Annotated in this window: 18 protein-coding genes and 1 tRNA gene; 11 read left to right on the forward strand and 8 right to left on the reverse strand. The window is 32.3% G+C overall.

From position 1 onward, the window contains the following. The first annotated feature begins 97 nt into the window (after nucleotides 1-97). Complete coding sequence (locus NEF87_RS03880; protein ID WP_457918727.1) at nucleotides 98-2,644, forward strand: hypothetical protein; 2,547 nt, start codon at nucleotides 98-100, stop codon at nucleotides 2,642-2,644. A 69-nt stretch (nucleotides 2,645-2,713) separates the two neighbouring features. Then, nucleotides 2,714-3,523, forward strand: coding sequence for a hypothetical protein (locus tag NEF87_RS03885; protein WP_457918728.1), 810 nt, complete (start codon nucleotides 2,714-2,716; stop codon nucleotides 3,521-3,523). Nucleotides 3,524-3,807: 284 nt separating this feature from the next. Here the strand turns inward: NEF87_RS03885 and NEF87_RS03890 are convergent, their stop codons facing one another. Beyond that, on the reverse strand, nucleotides 3,808-4,785 hold the full coding sequence (locus NEF87_RS03890) for a DUF3326 domain-containing protein (protein WP_457918729.1): 978 nt from the start codon (nucleotides 4,783-4,785) through the stop codon (nucleotides 3,808-3,810). Between the two features lie 508 nt (nucleotides 4,786-5,293). On the opposite strand from NEF87_RS03890, the gene NEF87_RS03895 reads away from it, so the two are divergent. Further along, nucleotides 5,294-6,097: a flavodoxin family protein gene (locus tag NEF87_RS03895; RefSeq protein WP_457918730.1), complete on the forward strand. Its 804-nt coding sequence runs from the start codon at nucleotides 5,294-5,296 to the stop codon at nucleotides 6,095-6,097. Here NEF87_RS03895 and NEF87_RS03900 read toward each other — a convergent pair. The 3 genes from NEF87_RS03900 to NEF87_RS03910 all read right to left on the reverse strand — a co-directional run bounded on the left by NEF87_RS03900 (nucleotide 6,094) and on the right by NEF87_RS03910 (nucleotide 8,667). Further along, on the reverse strand, nucleotides 6,094-6,828 hold the full coding sequence (locus NEF87_RS03900; RefSeq protein ID WP_457918731.1) for an ArsR family transcriptional regulator: 735 nt from the start codon (nucleotides 6,826-6,828) through the stop codon (nucleotides 6,094-6,096). The genes NEF87_RS03895 and NEF87_RS03900 overlap by 4 nt on opposite strands. 54 nt (nucleotides 6,829-6,882) lie before the next feature. Next, nucleotides 6,883-7,674, reverse strand: coding sequence for a metallophosphoesterase family protein (locus NEF87_RS03905; RefSeq protein WP_457918732.1), 792 nt, complete (start codon nucleotides 7,672-7,674; stop codon nucleotides 6,883-6,885). A gap of 150 nt (nucleotides 7,675-7,824) precedes the next feature. Beyond that, nucleotides 7,825-8,667, reverse strand: coding sequence for a hypothetical protein (locus NEF87_RS03910; protein WP_457918733.1), 843 nt, complete (start codon nucleotides 8,665-8,667; stop codon nucleotides 7,825-7,827). A gap of 215 nt (nucleotides 8,668-8,882) precedes the next feature. Between NEF87_RS03910 and NEF87_RS03915 the strand changes: the two genes are divergently transcribed. Both NEF87_RS03915 and NEF87_RS03920 read left to right on the forward strand, forming a co-directional pair. Further along, nucleotides 8,883-9,176: a hypothetical protein gene (locus NEF87_RS03915; protein WP_457918734.1), complete on the forward strand. Its 294-nt coding sequence runs from the start codon at nucleotides 8,883-8,885 to the stop codon at nucleotides 9,174-9,176. 171 nt (nucleotides 9,177-9,347) lie between these two features. Then, nucleotides 9,348-9,422: transfer RNA gene (locus tag NEF87_RS03920), tRNA-Ala, on the forward strand. A gap of 358 nt (nucleotides 9,423-9,780) precedes the next feature. Here NEF87_RS03920 and NEF87_RS03925 read toward each other — a convergent pair. After that, nucleotides 9,781-10,263 carry a DinB family protein gene (locus NEF87_RS03925; protein WP_457918735.1) on the reverse strand — a complete coding sequence of 161 codons (483 nt, stop codon included), beginning with the start codon at nucleotides 10,261-10,263 and terminating at the stop codon, nucleotides 9,781-9,783. Between the two features lie 334 nt (nucleotides 10,264-10,597). Between NEF87_RS03925 and NEF87_RS03930 the strand changes: the two genes are divergently transcribed. Together NEF87_RS03930 and NEF87_RS03935 are read left to right on the forward strand one after the other, a co-directional pair. Further along, on the forward strand, nucleotides 10,598-11,380 hold the full coding sequence (locus NEF87_RS03930; protein ID WP_457918736.1) for a nitroreductase family protein: 783 nt from the start codon (nucleotides 10,598-10,600) through the stop codon (nucleotides 11,378-11,380). 419 nt (nucleotides 11,381-11,799) lie between these two features. Then, nucleotides 11,800-14,802, forward strand: coding sequence for a right-handed parallel beta-helix repeat-containing protein (locus tag NEF87_RS03935; protein WP_457918737.1), 3,003 nt, complete (start codon nucleotides 11,800-11,802; stop codon nucleotides 14,800-14,802). A gap of 86 nt (nucleotides 14,803-14,888) precedes the next feature. Here the strand turns inward: NEF87_RS03935 and NEF87_RS03940 are convergent, their stop codons facing one another. Continuing rightward, on the reverse strand, nucleotides 14,889-15,149 hold the full coding sequence (locus NEF87_RS03940; protein ID WP_457918738.1) for a hypothetical protein: 261 nt from the start codon (nucleotides 15,147-15,149) through the stop codon (nucleotides 14,889-14,891). Nucleotides 15,150-15,440: 291 nt separating this feature from the next. On the opposite strand from NEF87_RS03940, the gene NEF87_RS03945 reads away from it, so the two are divergent. The 4 genes from NEF87_RS03945 to NEF87_RS03960 all read left to right on the forward strand — a co-directional run bounded on the left by NEF87_RS03945 (nucleotide 15,441) and on the right by NEF87_RS03960 (nucleotide 21,002). Next, nucleotides 15,441-16,694 carry a hypothetical protein gene (locus NEF87_RS03945; protein WP_457918739.1) on the forward strand — a complete coding sequence of 418 codons (1,254 nt, stop codon included), beginning with the start codon at nucleotides 15,441-15,443 and terminating at the stop codon, nucleotides 16,692-16,694. Between the two features lie 75 nt (nucleotides 16,695-16,769). Then, on the forward strand, nucleotides 16,770-17,432 hold the full coding sequence (locus NEF87_RS03950; protein WP_371805094.1) for a GNAT family N-acetyltransferase: 663 nt from the start codon (nucleotides 16,770-16,772) through the stop codon (nucleotides 17,430-17,432). A 107-nt stretch (nucleotides 17,433-17,539) separates the two neighbouring features. Next, nucleotides 17,540-19,633 (forward strand): ethanolamine ammonia-lyase reactivating factor EutA, encoded by a 2,094-nt coding sequence (locus NEF87_RS03955; protein WP_457918740.1) that lies wholly within the window; start codon nucleotides 17,540-17,542, stop codon nucleotides 19,631-19,633. A 247-nt stretch (nucleotides 19,634-19,880) separates the two neighbouring features. Further along, nucleotides 19,881-21,002, forward strand: a complete 1,122-nt coding sequence (locus tag NEF87_RS03960) for an ABC transporter substrate-binding protein (RefSeq protein WP_457918741.1) — start codon at nucleotides 19,881-19,883, stop codon at nucleotides 21,000-21,002. 65 nt (nucleotides 21,003-21,067) lie between these two features. On the opposite strand, the gene NEF87_RS03965 is transcribed toward NEF87_RS03960, so the two are convergent. Then, on the reverse strand, nucleotides 21,068-22,012 hold the full coding sequence (locus NEF87_RS03965) for a leucine-rich repeat domain-containing protein (protein ID WP_457918742.1): 945 nt from the start codon (nucleotides 22,010-22,012) through the stop codon (nucleotides 21,068-21,070). A gap of 200 nt (nucleotides 22,013-22,212) precedes the next feature. Further along, nucleotides 22,213-24,429, reverse strand: coding sequence for a tetratricopeptide repeat protein (locus tag NEF87_RS03970; RefSeq protein ID WP_457918743.1), 2,217 nt, complete (start codon nucleotides 24,427-24,429; stop codon nucleotides 22,213-22,215). Nucleotides 24,430-24,501: the final 72 nt, after the last annotated feature.

Here is a 24,501-nt window from a genome sequence, read left to right on the forward strand (position 1 = left end):
ACAGAATTTTTTTATTTTTCTCTACATTTTTTTTTAAACATTAATGATCATAAGATATAATTAAATTTGCATTTCTGCAAGTATTTGGTTGATCTACATGACATTTTCATCCCTCGTTCTATCATTAAAACAAAAATATTACTTACCCGTTTCCATTGGGATAATATTATCAATTAGTTTAAGTTCTGGTCTTTTCTATTTTTATGAAAGTTATCAAAACTATAGTTTTAGTTATACTTTTGAGGATTTTTCGGACATTGAATTAAAGCATGCACACATTATATGGCATGATACAGATGGAATTCGATATTGTAGCCCCAATGTGAATTTTCCCACCCTTTTTGCTGAAACGGATGAAATTGTCAATGAATCACTTCAAAATTCTGGTTTACGATATCAAAACTATATAAAATATGGATTGCTAGCCTTTGACATTGGGTTTGTTTCGACTGAAAATTATTCTCAAATTAAAGAGGTCTATGCTGCATCTACAGAGTTAATTTATAAAAAGGAATGCGTTTCCACAGAATTAATTTTTAATTTTTTTCAGGAGGATTATTACCTTTCGGAGCGATTTACAAATTATTTTACTATTATTGAAGGGAAAGCACCCTCAAGTCCAGATGAAATTTTAATTGACTATGGCATGGCTTCGAAATATGGATTTGGAATTAATTCTCCAGTAAATATTACAACGCGAATTGGATCAATACTAAAGAACCCTATTAGGAACTATCCTGTATTAACGAATTTAATGGATTTTCGCTTAACAAATATTAATGTTTCTGGTATATATGTACCCAGATATTATACTTTCACTTTAGATCAAGAGGATTATCGATACTCTTATAATTACCAAGATTTTCAACAAAATCGCCTTTATTCTGAAAATAATTGGGTAGATAAACCTGCAATCTTTACATACTCAAACTTTACAGAACCTAATTATAGAAATGTTGCTCAAGAACTTTTTTCGACAATACAAAACAGTTCTTTTGCTGGATTTCTGCAAAGAACGATAACTAAATCAGGATATTCTGTATTTTATTCAAGAAATGCAATAAATTATAAAAATATTCATCTTGAGACGAAGCAAATTGATAATCAGATATCTAATTTAATGCAATCTCTCCCAGTGAACATAGGAATCTCCAATATTATTTCACCTATTTTACTTGAGTTTATGCAAGAGAGCACTTCCTCGAATTTCATTCTTCAGCTACTTAACATCCCGATTATTATGTTTTCCTTATATTTTGGGTTGACCTCTCAGAAATCCATTGAAGAGAGGCGAAATAATGAACTATTTCATCTTAAAGTTAAGGGCTTTCCTTCAAAAGCCATTTCTTCCCAAATTCTCAAAGAAAGTGTAATTTTTGGAATTATCGATGGAATTTTGGGAATGATTTTAGGATTGATCATTTTCTTTGGTTATTTTGTGTTCCTTGGACCAATATTCCTTGACACCTTTCCAGTTTTTCTTTTACCCTTCATATCTTTCACTTCAATTATAATTTCACTCGTTTTAGGAATTATTTCACATCTTCTCATCAATATACCCATAATTAGAAAAGTGAAGAAAACGCATTTTGATGAGTTGTACAAAAAATTCAATAAAGATCCAAATATCATCCAAACCAATAACTTGGTTAATATAACAGAAGATGAAAACAAATCTGGAGAATATTTTGAAAAGAAATGGAAAAATGGTTCAAATTCGTTTGCCAAATTTTTGATTGTATTGGGATTATTACCATTTTTCCTACTTTTTCTTCCTCTTGTAGCAATAAAGATTCCGTTACCCGATTTTCTAATCGATATCGTAGAAATATTATCCGAATTGGGTATTTTATTTGATTTATTAGTCATCATATCCATGATTAGTTTTATCACGGGTATTATAACAATACTTTATCAAAAACCACCAAAAATAATCAAAATATGTTTGAATTCTACATCAAAATGGATATTCCAAGGCTACGAACCGTTGATTTATTCAGATATTTTTGGAAATAGAAAAAGAATGCATATTGGCAATAAATTGACCCAAATTTTGGCGATTAATATTTTTATTAATTTTCTATTTTACTCTACCTCTGCATTGAAACTACTTCCGATAGAACTTAATAGTTCCATTCAAGATGGCGTTTTTGACTCAATGATCTCCACAGAATTTTATCATATCATTTTAAATTTTATAGCATTTGCAAGTCTTATATTGGCGATCATTGTAGGTATCTCAGAATCTTTAGTAATGAATGAGAATTTTGAAATTAATAAAATGCTCTATAATCGGGGATTAAAGTCGAAGATCATTCAATCCATTTTCATCTACGAAATTTTGTTCATTTTCATTTTAGGAATGATTTTAGGTACTATTATCGGTTTTATCTACGCATTATTAGTTATAGGATTCAAATATGTAATAATTCAATTACAATTTTCAATTTCATCATATTTGAAATTTAGTGATGTTTTTACCTTCAATTTTCTATCATATTTAATAATTTTAGTCGCAATCTTGCTAATATCCTCATCCATTTCGTTCTTCTTAATTAAACGGCAGAAATTTCGTAATTCAACAAAGGCATTAGAAAGTAAAAAAGATCCCAAAATTGTAAAAGCTTTTCAATTTGATATATAGGATCAAAAAAATCCTTCTGGATTTAAGGTCCCTCCGCATTTTTTTAAGTATAAATGACTATATACCATTATGTTTGTAATCATCCCTGAATTAAAAAATACCTTCATTGGATTAATTTATGAAACGTTTATTATCCTTTTATTCGGTATACTCCTTATATTAATCGGTCGGCGGTTTAAACGGAGAAAAACTGAATACACTCGCAATATGTTCATCATTTTCTTGAGCTTCACAGTTGCAATCATTTTCTCTTGGCTTTCAAAACTGATTCTCTTAATTATGGAAGTTCCGAGTTTTGATTTTGTTGATCCAACCACGTCAGGATTCTTTATAATAGCCCGAATACTTCAATTTCGGGTCAGCTTCATACTAATGGTGGTGGGAGCATACTTTATCTATATTATGAAAGTGAAGATTTTCGAAGAAAAAGCGAACCCAATGGAAAAGTGGATCGTTCGCATCCTATCTTTAATCACATTTGCCTATTCAATGGTTTTTGTTGAACAATCCAATGTGCTACTGGATGTAATTGCATTCTTGTTTGCATTTTTAACCTTGATGGTTGTGTTTATTCCTTTTACAATTGCATCATTCAAAATGAGAAAAAGTATCAAGGGAAAAGTCTATAAAAATGCCGCTTTTTCTCTTGGCATTATGGGAATATGTTTTATTCTTATTTTATTTAATTTTCTCTTGGATCGATTATGGATGATGATTTTTAATGATGATGGATACACCTTTTTCTATTTTACTGCTTGGGCAATGGGGATTTTAGGAGCCATCACGGCATATATTGGTTATATTCGTCCTGAGCAACAACAAAAACTGATTCAAACCATGTCTCAAAATCGAGATGATAAAATTATTGAGGATGAATAGAACTCTCCTACTCTCTTCTTTTTTTAAATTACCTTATTCTTAGTTATTTCAAGATACAAATTTTGAAGTTTTCGTATAATAATTAATATTAAATGACCCTAAATGAGGAAATATTAAAAAATTGTTGAATAAGAAGAGAAAAAAAAGATTCAAAATTAGAGTTTCTTCATTTCATCATATATTTTTCGGTGGCACTATTTATTTCTTCAGTTCCCGCGGTCATTTCTTCCAAAGATAACTTTTGAAGATCATGAAAAAAATGGGTTTGTTTCGATCTACCCTTTTTACTTTCGTACAACTGTAGGCGGAATGGGTCGACGAATTGTTGAAGGTTCAATCCCAGCTCGCATTGCCATGATAAGACCTGCCGCTTCCAAATAATTTTCAACATAAATAAATTTATCATGCTCAGGAATATTAAGGACACTTCGATTTTCTTTAACTACAATAATAGGGATACCCGCTTTTAAGCAAGCTTCGTGAGGAGGGCCGAAACAACCATATGGAGAAACCATACAATCTATATCATCAATACTGAGACCTTTTTTAGCATTTAAACGCGGTGCTTTGTGAAGTCCCTTCAATATACAATGAATAAAATTTTCAGTTATAGTTTCTACTGCAATCCGCGGGTCCACAATTTCTTTTAATTCATTCAAGGCATAATCAACAGGTCCATGGGCAACAGGTTTTCCGATTTTCCGAGCAATTAATTTGGAGGCTTTGGCTTCCACACCTCCAACAGGATTAACTCCACCTGTTTCAAAATATTTTGTCATTGTATCCTTGTCCACAGTTATAGGGGTGGCAATTGCAAGAGCATCAAACTCCAAAGGTAGCACTTGCTCTACTAGCTCTTCCCACCCTTCAACATCTCCAGTGGCAATTTGATTCTCAAATTTCGCAAACATTTTCAAAGGAGTTTTTAATTCTAAGATTTCAGCATTTATTCCCAAGGAAATACGTGCGGCTGAAACAGCATTGATGGATTGATAATCGGCTTTATTTACAACTACCAGAATTTTATTAGAGTGCACTTTTTGCAAATAGGTTTTTCCTTGAAGGAACATATCTAGTTGACTGCCCTCCACATACAAGCTGTTGTGTGGCATTTCATTCAAATCAGAGGCGTTAACCACATTAGGGTGAAGCACTAATGTATCACAACATTGACCGAGAAGACGGGCGGCAACTTGTCCATCCCCACAATGCCCCCCAATTTCACATCCAATTCCAGTTGGGATTATCATAACAATATTCATGTTGATAATACTATGAGTTATATACTTTTAACATTTTATAATTCGAAATTAAGAATCAAGTCGATTCACTTAACACAAGGACCAGATTTTCGCACTCTCAGTAGTCAAAAGATGGGGTAATGTATGCGAAGCAGACATTATGGAAGTTCATTCATGGTTTCGTGCAATTCGGAGTGAATTGCGGATTTCAAACCATAGAGACACATTGACATACTAAAAGTACAGTGAAAATGAATGTTAGGTGTTAAATAGAGTCTAACATGGAGATAGGATTACCAATTATTTTGGAGTCAACTCAGTGAGACAAGATTGTACAGTGGTCATGTCATGTTTCACAGTGAGACTCTCTGGTTGGTCCAGAATTAAAAGTCTTTTATGATGGGGAAATGAAATTGATAAATTATTGTATTATACAAGAATCCAAAATTGTTCGGATATGGTTCAAATCATGTTTTTATTCAATAACTGGATAAAAAGCTTAATTTGTTCTAGGGGAAGTAAAAAAAAAATGAAAAAAATTCTTATCTTATATGGGAGTCCAAAGGGAAAAGGAAATACTTCAAAGATAGCTCAACTGTTTATGCATGCTTTAGATATTCACAGAGAAAATGAATATGTAGAATTTTATTTGAAGGATATGAATATTGGATTATGCAAAGGTTGTATGGCATGTGTTACCAAAGGAATAGAAAAATGTCCATTAAATGATGATGTATCTATGATAATTACGGAAATCTTAAATTCTGATGGTGTCATACTTGCATCCCCGAATTTTACTGGAAATGTTCCATGGTTGGTAAAGAATTTCTTTGATCGGATGTGTTCCTTTGCCCATCGACCAATTTTCTTCAATCAACCACTTGCTATAGTTACAACTTGTGCTGGTATTGGATTGGCAGATTCCTTGAAAAATCATTCTGAACTACCTAAATATATTGGATTTCATCCTATTACTAAACTAGGTGTTAAAACCCCTCCTCATTTCTCATTTAAGAAAATCAATCAAGCCATTCAAAAAAAAATTGAAAAATCAGCAAAATCTTTCCACCAATCTCTAATCTCAAAACAACCAAAATTCAATCTGGATTCTCTGATTTTTTATCAAATTTTTAAGAATATTATTCCTCTCCTTAGAAATTACTTCTCCAAAGATTTTAGCTACTGGAATGAACAAGGCTGGTTTTCCAAAGACAAAACGTTTTTTGTTTCATTCAAAGGAAAGAAATTACAAAAAATCCTCTCTCAATTTATTGGAAAAATGGCAGCAAGAAGTGTGGAAAAAGAACTGGTTCAAATAAAATCCAGTTCTTAGGTGGAAGGAATAAATGCATTTTTCCAAAAATAATTCCAAATTTTTTTAAGATAATCTATCCCAGATTTATCGGTCACATAGAAAGTCGTACCAAAGTCCGGTTTTTGATCAGAAATGGATGGAAACGACAGAAATCCTTCTCCTAAATCAGAAAATGCTACCGATATGGGGATTTTTTCCATAAATTTCACGCATAAGAGTGGTGGTTGAGGGAGTATTTTGGAATATTTCTCCTTTTCAGGTTGCAAATTCTGGGGTATTATTAGATCCACTTTTTTTTTTGATATATCTCCAGGAAATGGACTATCTGACATTATTGAGAATTTTTTTCCATTAATTAGGAAATCTGTCATTTTATGCACAAAATAACCCGTTCCATCAATAATTTCCGCGTTTTTTAATTGAAAAATGTCTCGCGTTAAATTAAATGGTAAATCAGAGATTCTATGGGATGTGAAATAATTTGAATTTACAAAGAGAAAATTCATTGGAGCAAAATTTTGAAGAATCAACATTCCATAATGTGCTAAATTATACTTGCGGGAGATAGGATCTCTCTCAACCAATTCCACATCAACCAAACGTTTTAAATGTCTTGATATCTCCGAATTTGAAATATTTCCTAGTTTAGCTGTTATTTCGGAGGATGAATATTCACAATCCTCAAGTAATAATAGAATTTGAACACGAATTGGATTCGCGAACACATTAAGTAAATCTTTGTATCCCATATAGTAATAACGTATTTTTGGCAGTTTAATTAATTTACACATATGTGAATACATTTAATTCCGTGTAAAATTCCACTGATTTAGCTGCTGTTTCAATTCTAACATTTTATCCTTTCCTTCTTGGAGCTGGCTTTTGAGAGTTTCTAATCGAATTTTTTCATTATTTATCATACTCTTTGTAGCTTTTTCGAGGAAAGAGGGATCCATCATTTTTTCAAGATGAAGTATTTTTTGCATCAATTTTTCATCCTTTGCCTTCAATATTCCTAGTTGACGCTCTAAATCAACAATTTCAGGATCTAAATAATCCCAGTTATTATCTCTTTGTTCCATTAGTGATTCCAATTGAGAGAAAGAAATCATTTGGAAGTGATTAGCATCCACTGACACATTGAATCGCTTTCCCTTGATTTCAGTATTTGTGTTGGAATGATGATGTCCATAAAGTTGCCAAGAGTTATGATGAGAATGAATAAATGAATGCATCGGATAATGACATAAAGTAATAGTTTTATCTAAAATTCGAATTTCTTTCAGAATTGAGACACTTGTGCAATATTTTTTATAATAGGATACCATGTGCTTATCATGGTTTCCTATAATGAAATGAAAATCTACAAGTTCGGTGAGTTGTTTTAGGATGGCAAGAATCTCCACGTGTTTTGATTTAGAAGCAAAACTAAAATCTCCGAGGAAATATACAACGTCTCCTTTGTTCACTGTAGAAAAAAACATTTTCAAAATGGAATTATTCATATCTTGAACATTACTGAAGGGACGTTCGGAATATTTGATAATATTTGAATGAAATAAGTACCAATCTGATGTGAAATATATATTTTGCAAGTTTAGTTCATTCCTTTTTCTTAAATATGAAATATCTCTTGAATCTTATTAATTTCTCCATTTATTGGAAAACCGGTCATAAATAAGTAGATGATGAGGCTGAATTAATTCTGTTATGCAGGAGCTCTAATGAAAAGGTGAGAAAAAAAATTAATAGTCTTTGCTATTTATGGATTTACTATGCTTCCTATTTAGTAACCAAATTATTCCTATTGTAAGCAAGAAATTCGCACCAATCCCAACTCCAGAATACCCCGGAATATTATTCTCATTTGTTGAAAATCCAATTGTTGGATCATGTAGTAAAGTGCCATTGAAATGTGAGAAAGAAATATAAGCCATTGGTTGCCCATTTTCTTCACCATCCTTCATTCTAGCTTTAATTGTCTTATTTCCTGCATGAGCGGTAGTTTCACTCTCTAAATATCCATTATCACCAAATTCGATTTTATTTCCATTACGAGATGCACGATTTTTGTTTCCTTGCAAATGAAATCCAAGAACCAACATTGCATTTTCATCCTTACTTATAAACTCATAATTTTCAATAAAAATATCAAATTTCAAACTAGAACCATTTACATTCAGGTGATTTCGAAATTGTAATGTGAAATTCTCTCCTTGACTTGTTAGATTAAAATGATAACCCGCCCCATCCGTTGTTATAGCACTAAAATTCCACGAAAGGGAAGCTAGAGCATCATTAGAAGACGGTACGATTGTTTCATTCCCTTTATCATATTCCCCATTTTGATTCTCATCGACTACTTCAAATATTCTGTTAAATTTTACCTGATATTTGGAATTATTTTGATTGAGTTGCCAAAGTGAATAAGCAGGAGTGTTGGCACCACCTGTGATACTGATGGAAATTTGATCATTTTGAATATAGAAATCATCATTCTTCCCAGCACTAGATCTATTACAAAGGGGCATAATGAAAAGGCATGCTATTATCAGAACTGTGAATCTTGTGAAAGATGTATTTTTCATATTTCCTCACTATTTAAATTAATTTCAACTATAAAAATAATCGGATAAATAACAAATGCAAAAATCATGAGATAAGAAAAAAAAACACAGGCACTGCAAGATAGCAGAAAGATTCCATTTAAGGATGACAAATAAAAACGTTGTATGATCAAAGATACAGACTTGGTACATCTAATGGAAAGCCTTCTTGTGATCTAGTGGGCAATCTATCTACAATGCAAGCAAATCACTATTTTCAGGCCTTTTATGATCCAGATTTGATAAATTATGGAAAGCTAAATTTCCTTTTTTATTCAAAAATCCTTAGGGCTTCTCAAACCCAACCTTCTCATACTACTAGGATCGATGTTCCACCCTTGTTTTTACAAATGGCAAAAAAAATCGGAAATAAAACAATTCAAAGTAATAGCTGTAAGTCCAATCAGTTTCAATCTGAACATGCGGATTTTGTATATGAGCAAAGTAATGATTTACTCACAATAATCCCTCAAATCACAAAAATTCCTTAAACTTGATAAAAGAATATAATCATCTTTAAAACCTTTCAAACGTGTAATAAACTCCAAATCTTGAAAGGCGGTCGTTTTGTAAATAAATGTATAGCTAAAAATCATAAAACTTTTAATATTTGATGAATTGAAATACTTAGACGAATTTAATTGTCTAACTCTTTCTTCATCGGGCCCATGGATTAGCGGTATATCGCTTGCTTGGCATGCAAGAGGTCGGGGGTTCAATTCCCCCTGGGTCCACCATTATTTTTCTTATTTTTTAAAAATGATTTTGGCTTTGAATTAATATCTTGATGCGTAAACGAACTTATTTTGATAATTACTTGTAAAAAAAAATCAAATCAACCATCCAGGTAATTTTTCGGTATAGCCTTTGATCGATGGGTACAAGGATATTTTTTATTGCACAATAATTATATCTTTAATTTGAGGAAAAATTATCTTCGTCTAGCAAAACTGATTGGAGGCAGAGGATTATTACATTCGAGTATAATGCCACTTGTTTCTGTAAAGAAAAGAAGTATTTATTCTCAACAGAATCAATCTTTGAAATCTGAAGAATGGAAGGAGAAAAAAACCTAATAAATAAAGGGACCTATTTTTAATCCTTCCAATAATAGTAAGCAGGGAAATTTGTGTTAGGTGCTTTTTCATTCGATAACAATTTAATTAGGTAAGCAAGTTGTCCTCTATGATAGGTAGCATGATCACAATACATCTGGATGTAAAGATCGCGATCATATAACTTATGTTCTTCATTTTTATTGGTAAATTCTTGATCCTTCAGGTTTTGGAAATACTCTTCTAAATTATTTAATTGCGTTCTCCAAAAAGTCAGAATCTCAGATTTGGACATTTTTGCAACAATATCATATTGTTCCCCAAATTCTTTCATTGTTTTAGTAGAAAGCATAAACCAACACATGGGAATGTGCATAGCGAGATGGCGTATAGAACTATCAATTTTCTTATTTTGCATTGAAAAGGTATCATCAGGGATTTTCTCAATTACACTGATAAATTTCTCTTCGGCCCACCTATAATAATCAATCAGATCACTTCGTGTATATTCAATCTTTTCCATAGTAATCACAATTTTTTTTTGTTTGTTTCTAATGATTCTGTTTTCATTCTCATTAGAACTTATCTCATATCTAGACCTTGTGCATATTTAATATTATTTGGTTATTAATTTAGTAGAATTTTCATTAAAGCAATGGCAATAGCACTCCGCTAAATTATAAGTAGGGAATGGCTGAAAATTCATTTTAAATCTCGACTATAAAGATTAAGGAAATTTTTTCGCTGGAACATCAAAAAAAACCATATTTCCATAGTTTCAATAAGCCAAAAATTTGAAAAGAAAGACACTATTATAGGACTTATCTTCACGATACTTCATTAGAAGAGGGAAAAAAATGCCAATAATAGGTTTAAATCACAATTTATGCACAAGGTGCCTACAATGTGTCAAAGAATGCCCCGCATTCTGTTTTCGTCATAATGAAAAATTAAAAATTATCCAATTTGAAAATAGTAATAATAGCTGTATCCTTTGTGGACACTGCATTGCTTGTTGTCCTGTCGAGGTCATCAACTATGCTGGAATGGGGGAACCAACCAAATTAACTAACTCATCAGAAATGCCGACCTATGATCAGTTACACAGCATGTTTCGTCAAAAACGATCAATACGCCATTATAAACCAGAAGCATTGTCGCCAGAAGATCTGAAAAAAGTCACGGAAGCCATGAAATATGGTCCAACAGGGTCTAATATTCGAGATATGAAGGTGACTATTATCAGTGATTCGGTTAAAATTCGAGAATTATCAAAGGGAGTGGTTGAAACGTTACTAAAAAGTCCTGACACCAGTGACAATTATCGCCAATTACTCAAATACAAGCAATCAATTGGATTGGATCCAATTTTCTTTAAAGCTCCACATGTGGTTATCATTTCAAGTAAAGAGAATTATGATATTGTGAATGCAACGATTGCCACCACCTATGGAATGTTGGCCGCCCACAGTTTACAGTTGGGAACATGTTGGATCGGTTTAGCCTATATGGCATTTCTCGCAAATCAAGAACTGGGAGAAAAAACAGCGCAAATAGAAGGCAAAATATGGAACGTGTTTACTTTGGGCCTCCCCAATATCAAATTTTATCGAAGTCCACCACGCCCACCTATGTTGTGATGTTTTTTTTTAATTTTTATGAACAAGAATAAATTCCTGCAAATCCAGTTTGAATCGCAAAATTCTAGATATACTTCGGAATCATAGGTATGGTCATGGTGTTTTTTAGCTTTTCTTATTTCATAACCCAATATCTTAAATTAACAAAATATAGGGCGGTTCTTCTAATTTAAGAAAGAAATTATCATGATTCAAGTGACAATAATTATACCAATATTATTTTTAACATAATAAATTGTACTCAAACCATATTCATAATCAGAGATTCGATCAAAGGAAGTATTTCGCTGACAAAAATTTACAGATCTTTTAAATTTTGATTAAAAGTTGATATCAATAGCGACAGACCAGCAAGTATAGGATAACATGCAAATACTTGCAAAGTTCCTCTTCCTTTAAAACGAGATTGAGGAAAAAAAATGAGATTCGAGAAATTTAATCGATTAAATAACCGTATGTTCTTTATCATCCTGCTATCGTTGGTGATATTTGGATTAAGTTCATCATTAACTAGCAATAATAAAGACATGTTTCAGAATGATTTCAAAAACACATCTATACAAGCCGCTCATAATAGAATCCCTCAAGTACCAATCACCATCTCAGGGGATAGTGCTATGGACAGTTATTTCACTGCAGAACCTTCAGATGGCCTATCATGGGAATCTGCACATAAAATGACGAATTTGTCAATAATTGGGACAGGTTCTGGAATCGGAATTGAAATTCTATATACTACAAGATTTCTCATTATTTCAGATTGCTTGATACAAAATTTCAGCTCAGGCATATACTTACGTTCCGTAGCAAACATTAGAATTGAAAAATCGGAGTTAATTAGCAATGATTATGCGGTTTACTTAAAAGAGTCATTGAATTGTTCAATAACCGAGAATGACAACATTTCTGAAGGTACAGATTTAATTCGCGTCGATGAATGCAGGAATATATCAATTAGCAACAATATTTTTACGGAATCAATTCAAGCATCAGTTTATATCAATCAGTCCAATGAAACTCACATCATAGATAACAAAATGAGTAACTTTTCGCGGGGAGTTAGCTTATATTTTAGTGACAGAAATGAAATCATGAACAATTCCTTTCATCGTGGATATCAAGGAATATCTTGTACGGAGGGACACGATAATATTTTGATTGGAAATCATATATCGTTTAATGATCACAATGGTATTTGGTTATCTGGAATGAGAAATTTGATAAAAGATAATATCATGGAATATTCATACTTTGGAATGTATATCGCTTATGACTATAACCAAGTAATCAACAATACAGCGAATCATAACATAAATGATGGGATTTTTGCAACAAATGCTCATTCAAACTTATTTGTTAATAATACAGCATATAATAACACTCATAATGGTATTTATATAACAGGAAACAACATGAATGTTTCAAATAATGTAGCTTTTAAAAATGGACAAAGTGGAATGATGATTCAAGGATCATATGGAATAGTATCAAATAACTCTGCATTCAATAATACTGAAAATGGGTTCTATCTACTGGGAAGCTATAATAATTATACAACCAATATCGCCAACAGCAACACTGAATATGGAATTTCGCATTCAGGATCTATGAACAATTTTACTTTTAGCAAATTAAGTGAAAATGAAGATGGTTTTGAATTGAAAGATGGGAGCAATAACAACAACTTCTCAGAAAACATCATATGGAATAACACAAATCGTGCTTTTTCTGTATATAGAGCACCATATAATATGATTTCTCGAAATGAAATATACAATAATACAATAGGAATAGAAATTAAGGAATCTCCACACACAATTACCAACGATAATCTTATTGTCAATAATTCGGCGTATGGAATTTATTTGTATAAAGGTGAAGCGGAACAAATATCAAGAAATACATTCCTCTCAAATTCTTATGGAATATATGTAACTTTGGCAAATGAAAAAAATATATCTGACAATAAATTTATCTCAAATACGTATGGAATTTATCTCTGGTATGGAGAAAATAATAGTATATCAAATAATGACTTTACTAAATCAAAATCATACGGAATTTATATTTACTATGGAACTTTGCATAATATAATCAAGGGAAATATGTTTTCAAACAATTTAAACCATGGATTAGGGTTAATTCAATCGAACCACAACTTAGTTATAAATAATACTTTTAGTAATAATCTCGCGAGTGGAATATATGCATATTTAACAGAATTTAATATAGTCACTCAAAATCTATTTGAAGGAAATGAACAACATGGTGCTTACTTTCGGGGTGATAAAAATACCACCATTTCATTCAATATTTTTAGATTCAATATCCAGAATGGAATTTTTGCGCAAAGCTCCGAAAACAGCCAAATAATTAATAATTTTGCCCATATGAACAATGTAAGTGGAATTTCAATCAGAACTGGAATAAATTATGAAGTCAAGGATAACATCGTGAATAATAATAATAAATCTGGTATTTCGCTATGTTTTTTCCATATAGCTTCATTTTCCAATAATTCTTTGACAGGAAATTCCTACTACTTAGAAGGACAAAGTATTCAACTTGAAACTCTTTCTTTTCTTAGTCCAAGCTATGTCAATAATAAGCCAGTGTATTTTTATAATAATGAAATACAACTATCGCCATCCAATTTTGAAAACGCAGGTCAAATTATTCTATACAATTGTTCGGGAGTAGAAATTTCGAATTTAAATTTAATATCGGGAACGGTGGGTATTGGATTGTACTTTTGTGAAAATATCTTAGTGACAAATAATTCCATTTCATCACAAACTTATGCAGGAATAATGCTCTATTTTTCAAGCAACATTATTATTACCAGGAATATAATGAGAAATAATTTAGGATATGGCCTTTTTCTGAAATCCTCCAATGATAATACAATCTTTTTTAATTCGATATATGCGAATTCATTATATAATGCCTACTCAGATTCAAGCACAAATAGCTGGGATAATGGAACAATAGGGAATTACTGGGGAGATTTTTTAATTCAAAATCCAAGTGCCCAAGAATTTTTTATAATCTGGAATGAAAAATATTTCATCGCAAATACTGATATTCAATTTGACAACTATCCGCTAAATAAACCATTTTCATCAATCTCCTTGGAAGAATTGAAACTTTATTATTTAGAAACACATTTCCTCGATGAAAATTCTACAACAACAACCACAACAACAACAACCACAACAACATCCACAACAACAACCACAACACCATCTACAACAGCAACATCGACTAGTACAAGTACAACAACTGCTTCAACTGAAAGTGAAACGAGTAGTAATCCTTTTGTAGATACTGAATCAATAAAAGGTTACAATTTTGGAATTATAGTTTTATCATTGATTTGTTTCGTTTTTTATATTAAAATGCGTTTTAGGCGATCTATTTAATTAATTCTTTTTTATTTTCAAGTTCAAAATTTATCGGAGTCCCCCACGTCCATCTATGTTTAAGCATTTATGAAGCAAAAAAAAATTTATATCTCTCCAAAATCGGTGTGGGTTTCGATATTCTTGAAGTGTTGCTTGAATCCGATTTTACTTTTTGGAATTTGTTCATTTTCCTTTTGTCTATCAGTCCAATATTTTATAAAGCCATAATTTGCAAGAAGGATGAAAAATTCTGACAGCAAAGCAACATAAGTCTTCGTTTTTATCACATAAATAACTGGGGATATAGTTATTATTACGAAGAAAAATATCCATAAGATCAAGTACGGATGGATTTTATGCCCCATAGGTCAATGGTTGTGATTTTCCTTTATAAATCTTAGGATAAACAGTTACATTAGAGTTCATTCAAATTGGTTGTGCTATTAAAATATAATTTTCAAGCCACACAATCCGTTTTGCGGGATCGTAAAAACATTAAAAAAGATAAAAACGATGTATTTTATATTCGGCCATTAAATTTCAAAGTGAAAATCGAGTTTGGATCAAAAAAATTTAAATTCTTACTAATCGGAGTAATTTTATTCAGTCTTTTTTCAAGAATTCCTTCTTCGGGAGAACCAGAGGGGATTCTAATTTTGGAAAATAAAAATTTACAGAGACCCAACACCCAAAGTGAAGGAATAAATGATCTCTCATATATTGGACTCCTTCCGGGGGATATTGTATTAATTGCGAATCCCAATAAATCTTATGATGAGCTGGTGCCGGGGTTGTATTCTCACGTTTTTGTTTATTGCGGAAGGGTATTAGAAGGACAAGCAGTCTGGGATCGCGATAATGCTAAGTGGATGGACCCAGGTACACCGTATGTGATTCATTCTTCGGCTCACAATAAGAGCCATTTAGGGTTGGGATACTCATCTTGGAAATCAAAAGTAAACCAGTATGGCACATTAGTGAAATCCATAAGAATTACCCATGTAAATCAAATTCAAAGAATTCAAGCATTGAATTGGATGATTGGAAGACTTACGGGAGGAAAACATGGATATCCCGTTGGACCCACCTATGATTGGGGTTGGAGTCATAAACAAATCAGTGGAAGAAATCCGGTATCCCAGATTGATGGATATTATTGTTCCGAAATTGTATGGGCGGCATATGAATATCTTTATGGAATAGATTTAGATCCTGATGGAAATGATTGGGATTTAACCACATACAAAGGAGTGTCACCCACAGAATTATTAGAATCAAGATACTCGTCAGAATTACCAATGTACTTTGGATATACACCCGAAATAGAAATAAATGATCAAATATCATGTAGCTTTTCTATCTGGGCAGATATGAACAAGGATAGGCTTTTTTCACCCAATGAATTGATTAACCAAAATTATACATCAATTGACCTGAATTCATGTGATATGCCGTTAGGTTTTATCCAAAATGTCTTGGGACTGACCATTACCGAAGAAAAAGAATTCATTATTCCAGCGGATGTCGATGAAAATGGTGATGGAATCGATGATCGAACTAATTGCTCCATATTGGGATATAAAACAGGCGAATATGCAAATGCATCTCTTAAATATCGAGTGAATATTTGTGCTATAAACGACACATGCTTAAATGACATTCCTACAAAATCATTGATCTCTCCAGAACCAACAACCCCAACTGATACAACAAATGATTCAGAAAAAGCTGAAAACAGCAAAAATGAGACAGCAGAACAATCGAGAGATGAAAATACAGATAATTCTACATCTAAAGAAACTGGTCAAAAGCTAAATGGATTTCCAGATATTTTAGCAATTTCAAGTCTATCAATAATTTTATTTTTTTACCTGTTTCAGACTCCAAATAAACGAATAAAATTACACTAGAAAACATGAATTTCACAAAATTTTTGAAGTTCTTCCAAGATTGCATTTAATAGATCTAAGCGTTAACCTAGAATCATGACAATTTCATTGGTCCCTTTTAGGATAAAAGATCATCTTCAGCGAACTGGTGAACTCGCCTCCTTTGCATGGCCAACAGTATCCAGCGTGGTGCAAAATGGGAATCCTCAAGCATTAATGGAAGAATATGTGCGATTAGCATATTTAGATAGCACATGGAGTTCCATATTAAAAATGGATAATGAAATTATTGGATGCATATTTGGTACCATCAGACCAAAATTAAAACTGAAGTCCAAATGGCACATTCTAAAACGTATGATGGCTCTTCCCAAGCGGCTAAAAAGAGGAGATTATGGTCATATAAATAACCCTCAAGAATTTTATTTTAAATTTATTGAAACAGAAAAAAAAATCGCAAAACTTGCGAAAAAGGACGAAGCTGAAAGTATGTTGGCAACCATTGATGCCGAAATCCGGTTCTTAGTTGTTGATAAAGAATTCCAAGGTCAAGGTATAGGAAAACAACTCGTAGAAGCCTTTCTAAATGAAACAAGGTTAAACAATTGCCATGCTGTGCAGGTACAACTGGATCTGCAAAGTAACTGGAGATTTTTTGAAGCATTAGGTTTTGGCCGAATCCATGAATTTGAGGATCCCTTGAATTCATTTATAGAAGGAACTCCCACTCAATCTTTCATCTATTATCGAGAGATTTAGTGAAAACTATCTTCAAAATGTAAAATAACGTAATGTCATAAGAAAAATCATCATTAAGAAACCTTTATTATTGAATCGAATGAAATTGGAAAAGATTTGAGTAAGCCATGGAAGAAAACAAAAAGAAAGTGAGATTAGCAAAGCAACGATTATCTCTAACAAAGGCAAAGGCGCAAATCATTTCAATAGTGGAACAATTTCTCAAAGAACGATTTCCAGCAAATTTGGAGGAATTAATGCAACAATTCCTTATTCAATATGATATACTCCTAAAAAAATATGAAGCGGAAGACAATAATGAATTATTACGTTATTACCGAATTACTTCACAGTACAGACTTGCATTAGCCTATGTTTCTGATTTGGAAGAATGTCTTGATGAATTATGCAAACAAGTAGATGCAAGATTCGATGAAGCGCATAAGGAAAAACATAATCAAACTGAGATTGAAGTTCCCAAAAAAAGAGAAGAAGTGGAATTTAAATATTATTGCACCATTTGCCACCAATCTTTTGACATTCCATCCGAAATGAAAGCAAAATTAGAGAATTCTCCCGAAAAAGTGGTGCTTCCAAAGCATCATGAAAAGGAAATGATTTTGAAGATATTTCAGGATGATTCTAAAGACAAAATTCTCTTCATGGGAAAACAACAATCAACAAATCATCATTTCTCAAAGACCGATGGAGGCCGCAAACCACAAAATAACCAAACTGCTGATACACTTCAAATGTTAAGTGTGGGAATAGATATTGGAAGTTCCACATCTCATTTAATTTTTTCACACCTTACACTCCACAGAGAATTTAGTTTTCTAAATAAAACGAACCGCTTCAAGTTGGTGGACAGGAAAATAATCTATGAAGGAGAAATCATATTTACCCCTTTACGTGATGATAAATATATTGATATTGAAAAACTAGTAGAATTTTTCAAGAAGGAATATATAAAAGCCAAAATTACTCCTGAAATGGTTGATACCGGCGCAGTGATAGTAACCGGAGAATCTGCAAAAAAGAAAAATGCAGCAGAAATTGTGGAAAAAATAGCCTCAGAATCGGGGAAATTTGTAAGTGCATCAGCCGGACCGAATTTTGAATCAACTCTCGGAATCATGGGAAGTGGTATGCTGGAAGAATCCAAACGCCTGACCAGCACAATTATGAATGTGGATATTGGGGGAGGTACAAGTAATATTGCGATTGCTTCAAACGGAAATATTTTGAGCACGTCTTGTATTAACGTGGGTGGGAGGTTATTAGGAATAGATAAATATTTTAAAATATGGAGAATCGACGAACCCACTGAATGGATTTTCAAAGAACTTGCGTTAAATTATCAGCTTGGAGATATAATCTCACAAACGGATATTTTAAGGGTTGTGAAAGTATATGCAAATGTTTTGCTAGAAGTAATGCAGGGTCCTGCAAGAAGTTCCATAGCTCGAAAATTGATGATGACCGAAAATATCCAAATTCCAACTCCTGTTCATAAGTATTCGTTTTCAGGTGGAGTTGCCGAATTAATATATAGCACAAAAAATTCACAGTTATCACCCAATATATCAGGAATATTAAATCCCTTCGATGATATCGGCATCTATCTGGCAATTGAAATACGAAATCTATGTGAAGAATTACAGCTTCCAATAATCGAACCAACCAGTAAAATTCGAGCAACGGTTATAGGAGCTGGAGCCTTTTCACTTTCAGTATCAGGGTCGACGTGTTATTGGGATGAAACCATAAAGCTCCCTTTAAACAATATTCCAGTAGTACCCATCGCTGTTGATTATAATAAATTTTTCTTTGAAGGATATCGAGAATATTTGCGACAAAAGGTTGAAATTGCTTTACGCAACTTTAACTTGGTGGAAGGGGAAGATGTATTTGCGCTCTACTTCAAGGACCAAATTTACCAATCAGCGATAGTACCCCTTGCCCAGAGTCTTGAAATAGTATTTTCAAACTCCATTAACAACCATAAATTGATTATAATTGTATTGGGAGAAGATGGAGGAAAAATGCTAGGACTGACTTTGAAAAGAGAGACCCTTATAAAAAACAACTTGCTCTGCTTAGACGAATTGGATTTGGAAGCAGGGGATTGGATCGACATAGGTGCCCCTTTAAATACTGGTGCGAAAAAATCTTTTCCAATCACAAAAAAGAGCCTCATTTTTAATAGCAATAAAAACTAGTTTAGCTAGATAAATAAATTTGGGTAGTTTAGCTAGTTAACTTAGGGATTCCATCATTTTTATCGTATTTGAGATTAAAATGCGGCGATTTACATAGGAGGATTCTTGTTGTTCGATTATTTACGAATGATCAATTGCAAAATTTACATCTGCGGATACATTTTTGTGAGGCATTTAAATAAGAAAAAGATGATATATCAATTAGACCAAAAATGAAGTAAATTTTAGGTGTCAAAAGGCGAAAGAAATGAAACTTAAAATACGTAAAATAACAACACTTCTAATCTTTTTCGCATTAATATGGGAAAGTGTGCCATTAATTAACAATTCCATCCAACGGAATATCAGTGATGGCGAAAACGAAAAATACCCTCCAATTCTTTATGGAACAACCATTTTTCCACAAAACGCCGATCCACATTTGTCTCACGACAACAAATCCTTGTTGTTAATAGAATTGATTTGTGAAGGGCTTTATACCCTGGATAGAACAACAAATTCAACCGAAATTATCCCATGCTTGGCAGCAGGAAACGAGGAAGGAGTATGGTCCGAAAATGGAACCCAATTTACAGTGAACCTTCGAAGAAATGTATATTTTCATGATGGGACAAGTTTGACTGCTTATACAGTCCAAAACTCATTTAAAAGAATGATGAATTCATTTTCAGATGAAAATACTAGAAATCCCTCATTGTATCAAAATTTTACTCCGAAAGCCACCCAAAACCCAGCTATACCAATTGTTTTAAACCGGACTGAAGTTTTAAGCGATTATGAAATTCGCTTTCATCTGAATTATCAGTATGAATCATTCAAGTCTTTACTATGTTTAAGTGGTACAAAAATTGTCGATTCAAGTATTTCCAATAGTACTCTATCCTCAATTGAATTGAATCGCTTGATTGGAACGGGTCCTTATGAGTTAAAGAAAATTGGACCAGAAAAATTGGAGTTTGAGCCATTTGATAATTATCATGGTGAACTCCCTGAAATTCGGAAATTGAATTGGATTCTTATTCCTGATGCAACTTATTTGAACCAAGGAACATTAAGCTGCGATATTGACATAATTGATGAAGTGATTCCTGATTTTCAAGAAGATTTTGAGCAATCAGAGTATCATAGTTACACAAATGGATCTCCAATTGTTTTCTGCAACTGGCTTTCAACCCAAAATCAAAATTTAACCAGTCTCATTGATTTTGTCCATCTTAGCTATGATGGTCCTAAAAAAATATCATTTATGATGATACATTCTTTTCATGATGAGCTAGAATTCATGGTGGCATGCATAATACTGTTACCCATCGTAGGAATCATGTGGGTACCTCTTCTCATTAAAAAGAGAAATGAACGAAATTTGTAGTTGAATACTAAATATCAATTTCAGATTTTAGTCTCCATTTTTTTAATATGCATAGTCAAAATCAATTAATATATAACTTTACAGCCATAAGTTTGGAGTTGCCGAATCATTTCTTCGATATTGGTGTATAGACCAAGATAGGCCATTCCAGAAATATCGAGATACACTAATTTTTCAAGTCGTAAGATAGAATCAGGTAAGTCTTTTAATTTATTCTTTGATAAAAACAGACGTTGAAGGTTTTTCCAGCGATGTATCCAAATAGGGATATCTTCAAGGTTGTTGCTCTTAAAATTTAACACTTTTAGTGAGGTTAAATGCCTAAAAATCGGTGGAATCATGCAAAAAATATTGTTGTTACATTGTAAGAACTCAAGATTTGTTAAATTTTTGATTGATAGGGGTAAACTCTGTAATTGATTATGGGATAAACGCAATTTCTTCAAATTTGACAGAGCCCCTAGCGATTCATTCAAGGATTCAAATTTATTCTGCCGTAAATCAAGATGCGTCAAGGATTTAAGCCCTCCTATTGAATCAGGCAATGTTGAAAGTTGATTTTGAGATAACCGTAATTTCTTTAGCTTAACCAAATGAGCTATTTCACATGGTAGAGTTGAAAGTTGATTCTTGCTTAAATTTAACACTTTTAGCTTGGTTAATTTACCTATAGAGTTAGGAATCGATGTCAAACGATTGGCAGTTAAAATCAGCCGTTGTAAAGAATTCATATCGCATAACCATTCAGGGATACTCTTTATATTCACATTAATCGCATACAATATTCGTAATTTATCAAAATATCGGATAATTTTGGGTATATTCTGTAACTCACAATTGCTTAGTCCCAATAATACAACTCTACCATTTTCTGCAATATAGCCGAAAAAATCAACTTCTACCGTTTCCATGTTACCCTGATGTAATTTTTTTCCCAGTAATTCTTCCAATTCCACTAATATTGTGTGGTCAGGTTCATGTATTTGAGCATAACTATCGATTTTTTCCATTAATATTTCCTCAATCTTCCATTCTTCATAAAAATTCTTGCTTCTCTTCTCTGGCCTTTCTCAACTATTTTGGTCTTTTTTAATGCTTCTCTTTGCAATGAAGCCCAATAAAATTAACTTAGATCTAAATATTGACAATTCCAAGAAAATTCATAATTTAAAATTTAATATTTTCATTCAACGACTAATCGCTCTTCAAATCAATTGGAAGTTTGAAAACTTACTTGTTGACACATTAGGCTTATCTTCTCAGTATATTTGGCAAATTCTTCTCTTCCATATTCAGAGATGTCAACAAATTGGAGAAATCGATCTTGATATTCTTCATCTTTAATAATCCACCCCTTTTTCTGTAGCACTGAAAGATGATAGTCTAAATTTCCTGATGTTAACTGCACTTTATTTTTCAAATCGGTCCAATTCATCCGTCCATAATCATACAAACAATAAAGAATATTGAAACGGTGTGGAGCAGTAATTAAATCATTTTTCTCTAAAATTTCTTGACTAAATTCTTTTTGTTTAATCAAGTTATCAGAATCCTTCACAATTTCGATTACTTTTTTAATACTAAAGGGTAAACCTTTCGATTTTAACAGTTCTTGTAAAAGGACAATATCTTGCGAAAATCTCTGTAAATTTTGCTGCGCTTCATACGTATTTCCTTCCAAAACATAATAAATCGTCTCAGTACCTAGCCGGTTCATAATTACAGTATTGTTGTCAAATTTTATTCGGTCTACAGAGTTGGACTCGAATTTTTCCCGAATTGAATGAATATCTAAATTAATTTCCTTCGCATCATCAATAGTCGAATAGAATTTTAGATTTGAATCGTCATTATCTGACACAATTTCTAACAATTTTGAAGTTTCAATCGAGTTTTCAAAAGAATCAATTTCTTTGGTCTTCAAGGTTAATTGTAAAATATCATCAATTGATGCAAATTTAAGACGATCGGAGATCTCAGATTGATGATTTTGAAAATCGGTCCATTTATCATAGTATTGTAAAAATTTATCATATTCATGGGATATTTTACGTTCTAATCGGACTAAATCATATTTACGTGCAATTCGCTGACCCATTATAAAGTTTTTTTGCGCTCGGTCAAAATTAAATGTAATTAAGTCAAATTTAGCTTGCAATAATTTAATTTCAGCTTTCAATTCTTGCGAATTACATGAATTGGCGATGCTTTCTAATTTTTCGAGCAATATTTTGATCTCATCTAAAATATATTCTTCGTTTGATTTAGCCAATTCTTCAAATAATAACTCACAATATTTTAGATGAAGAGGAGGATCATTTTGAAGGTCTTCGATCTTCATTAGATTGCGGAGAATATCGCCAGCTCTCACGATATTCCGTGAACCGCCTTTACTTTTTAAAAATAAAGCATGGGCAAAATCATATATTAGTTTAACTCGGCGATTATCATCCGTTTTTGCAATCTGTTCTAGCTCTTTAAAATACATTTCTGCTGCTTCGTAATCTTTTTGGAGAGTAAAATTTTCGACAATCTTGAAATAAGCACCTGCAATATTGAGATTATTCCCCAATTTTTTGACAAGCTTATAACCATGTTGAAAATAATCCATGGATTTCGGAAGATTCCCTTTTTGCATATAAATCTCCCCAATCGCATTAGAGAAGGCTCCCAATAAATATTCATTCTTGATTTCTTTAAGGATATCAAGACTTTGCTGGTAGTAATCTAAAGCAATATCTAATTCACCTAGGGTAGAATAAATTTTGCCTGTATTTCCCAAACAATAGGCTAACTGGTTAAAATTTTTTGTTAATTTTGAATGTTCGATCGATTTTTTGTAGTATCGAATTGATTTCAGTAATTCTCCTTTCAAATAATAAGCAACACCCAAATTATGATAAACTTCTCCCAATTCATATTTCAAGCCATACTTTTCACAAATTTCCAACCGCTTTTGATTACTCTCTAAGAGTTTATCTTTATGTAAGTGTTGATAATGATATAAGGATGACAAATAGTAGAAGTGATTATATAATAAGTCTCTCTCTTGCTGTGTACTTTCTATATCGCTCAAAATAACTTTCTTAATTTGTTGAATAGATTCAAAACATTCATCATTTTTCCCAAGACGAAATTCTGCAGTTCCTTTTGCTGTGAGTGATTCAACAAGCATTAATGTACTGTTTCCCTTTATAGCTAAGGTAAGAGCTTTTTCCGCTAAATCTAAGGCTTCAAGGTATTGATTCAACTTGTTAAGGGCCTTACTTTTTAAAATAAAAAACTCACATTGATCAACTGGGGATAATTGATCGAGTTCTTGAATTTTTTCAAGTTTAGTCAAAACAGCTTCATGTCGCTGTTCCATGGAACATTGCCGGGCTGCTTTAAGAAGCTGATTTTCGTTGTTTTTTTCGCCAAAATTCATTATATCATTATTACTTCGTGATTGAAATATTTCAATATTTGGGAACTAATATGGCTCTTTCTCCAAAATTCT

The organism is Candidatus Lokiarchaeum ossiferum (assembly GCA_025839675.1).
Classification (GTDB): domain Archaea; phylum Asgardarchaeota; class Lokiarchaeia; order Sigyniarchaeales; family Promethearchaeaceae; genus Lokiarchaeum; species Lokiarchaeum ossiferum.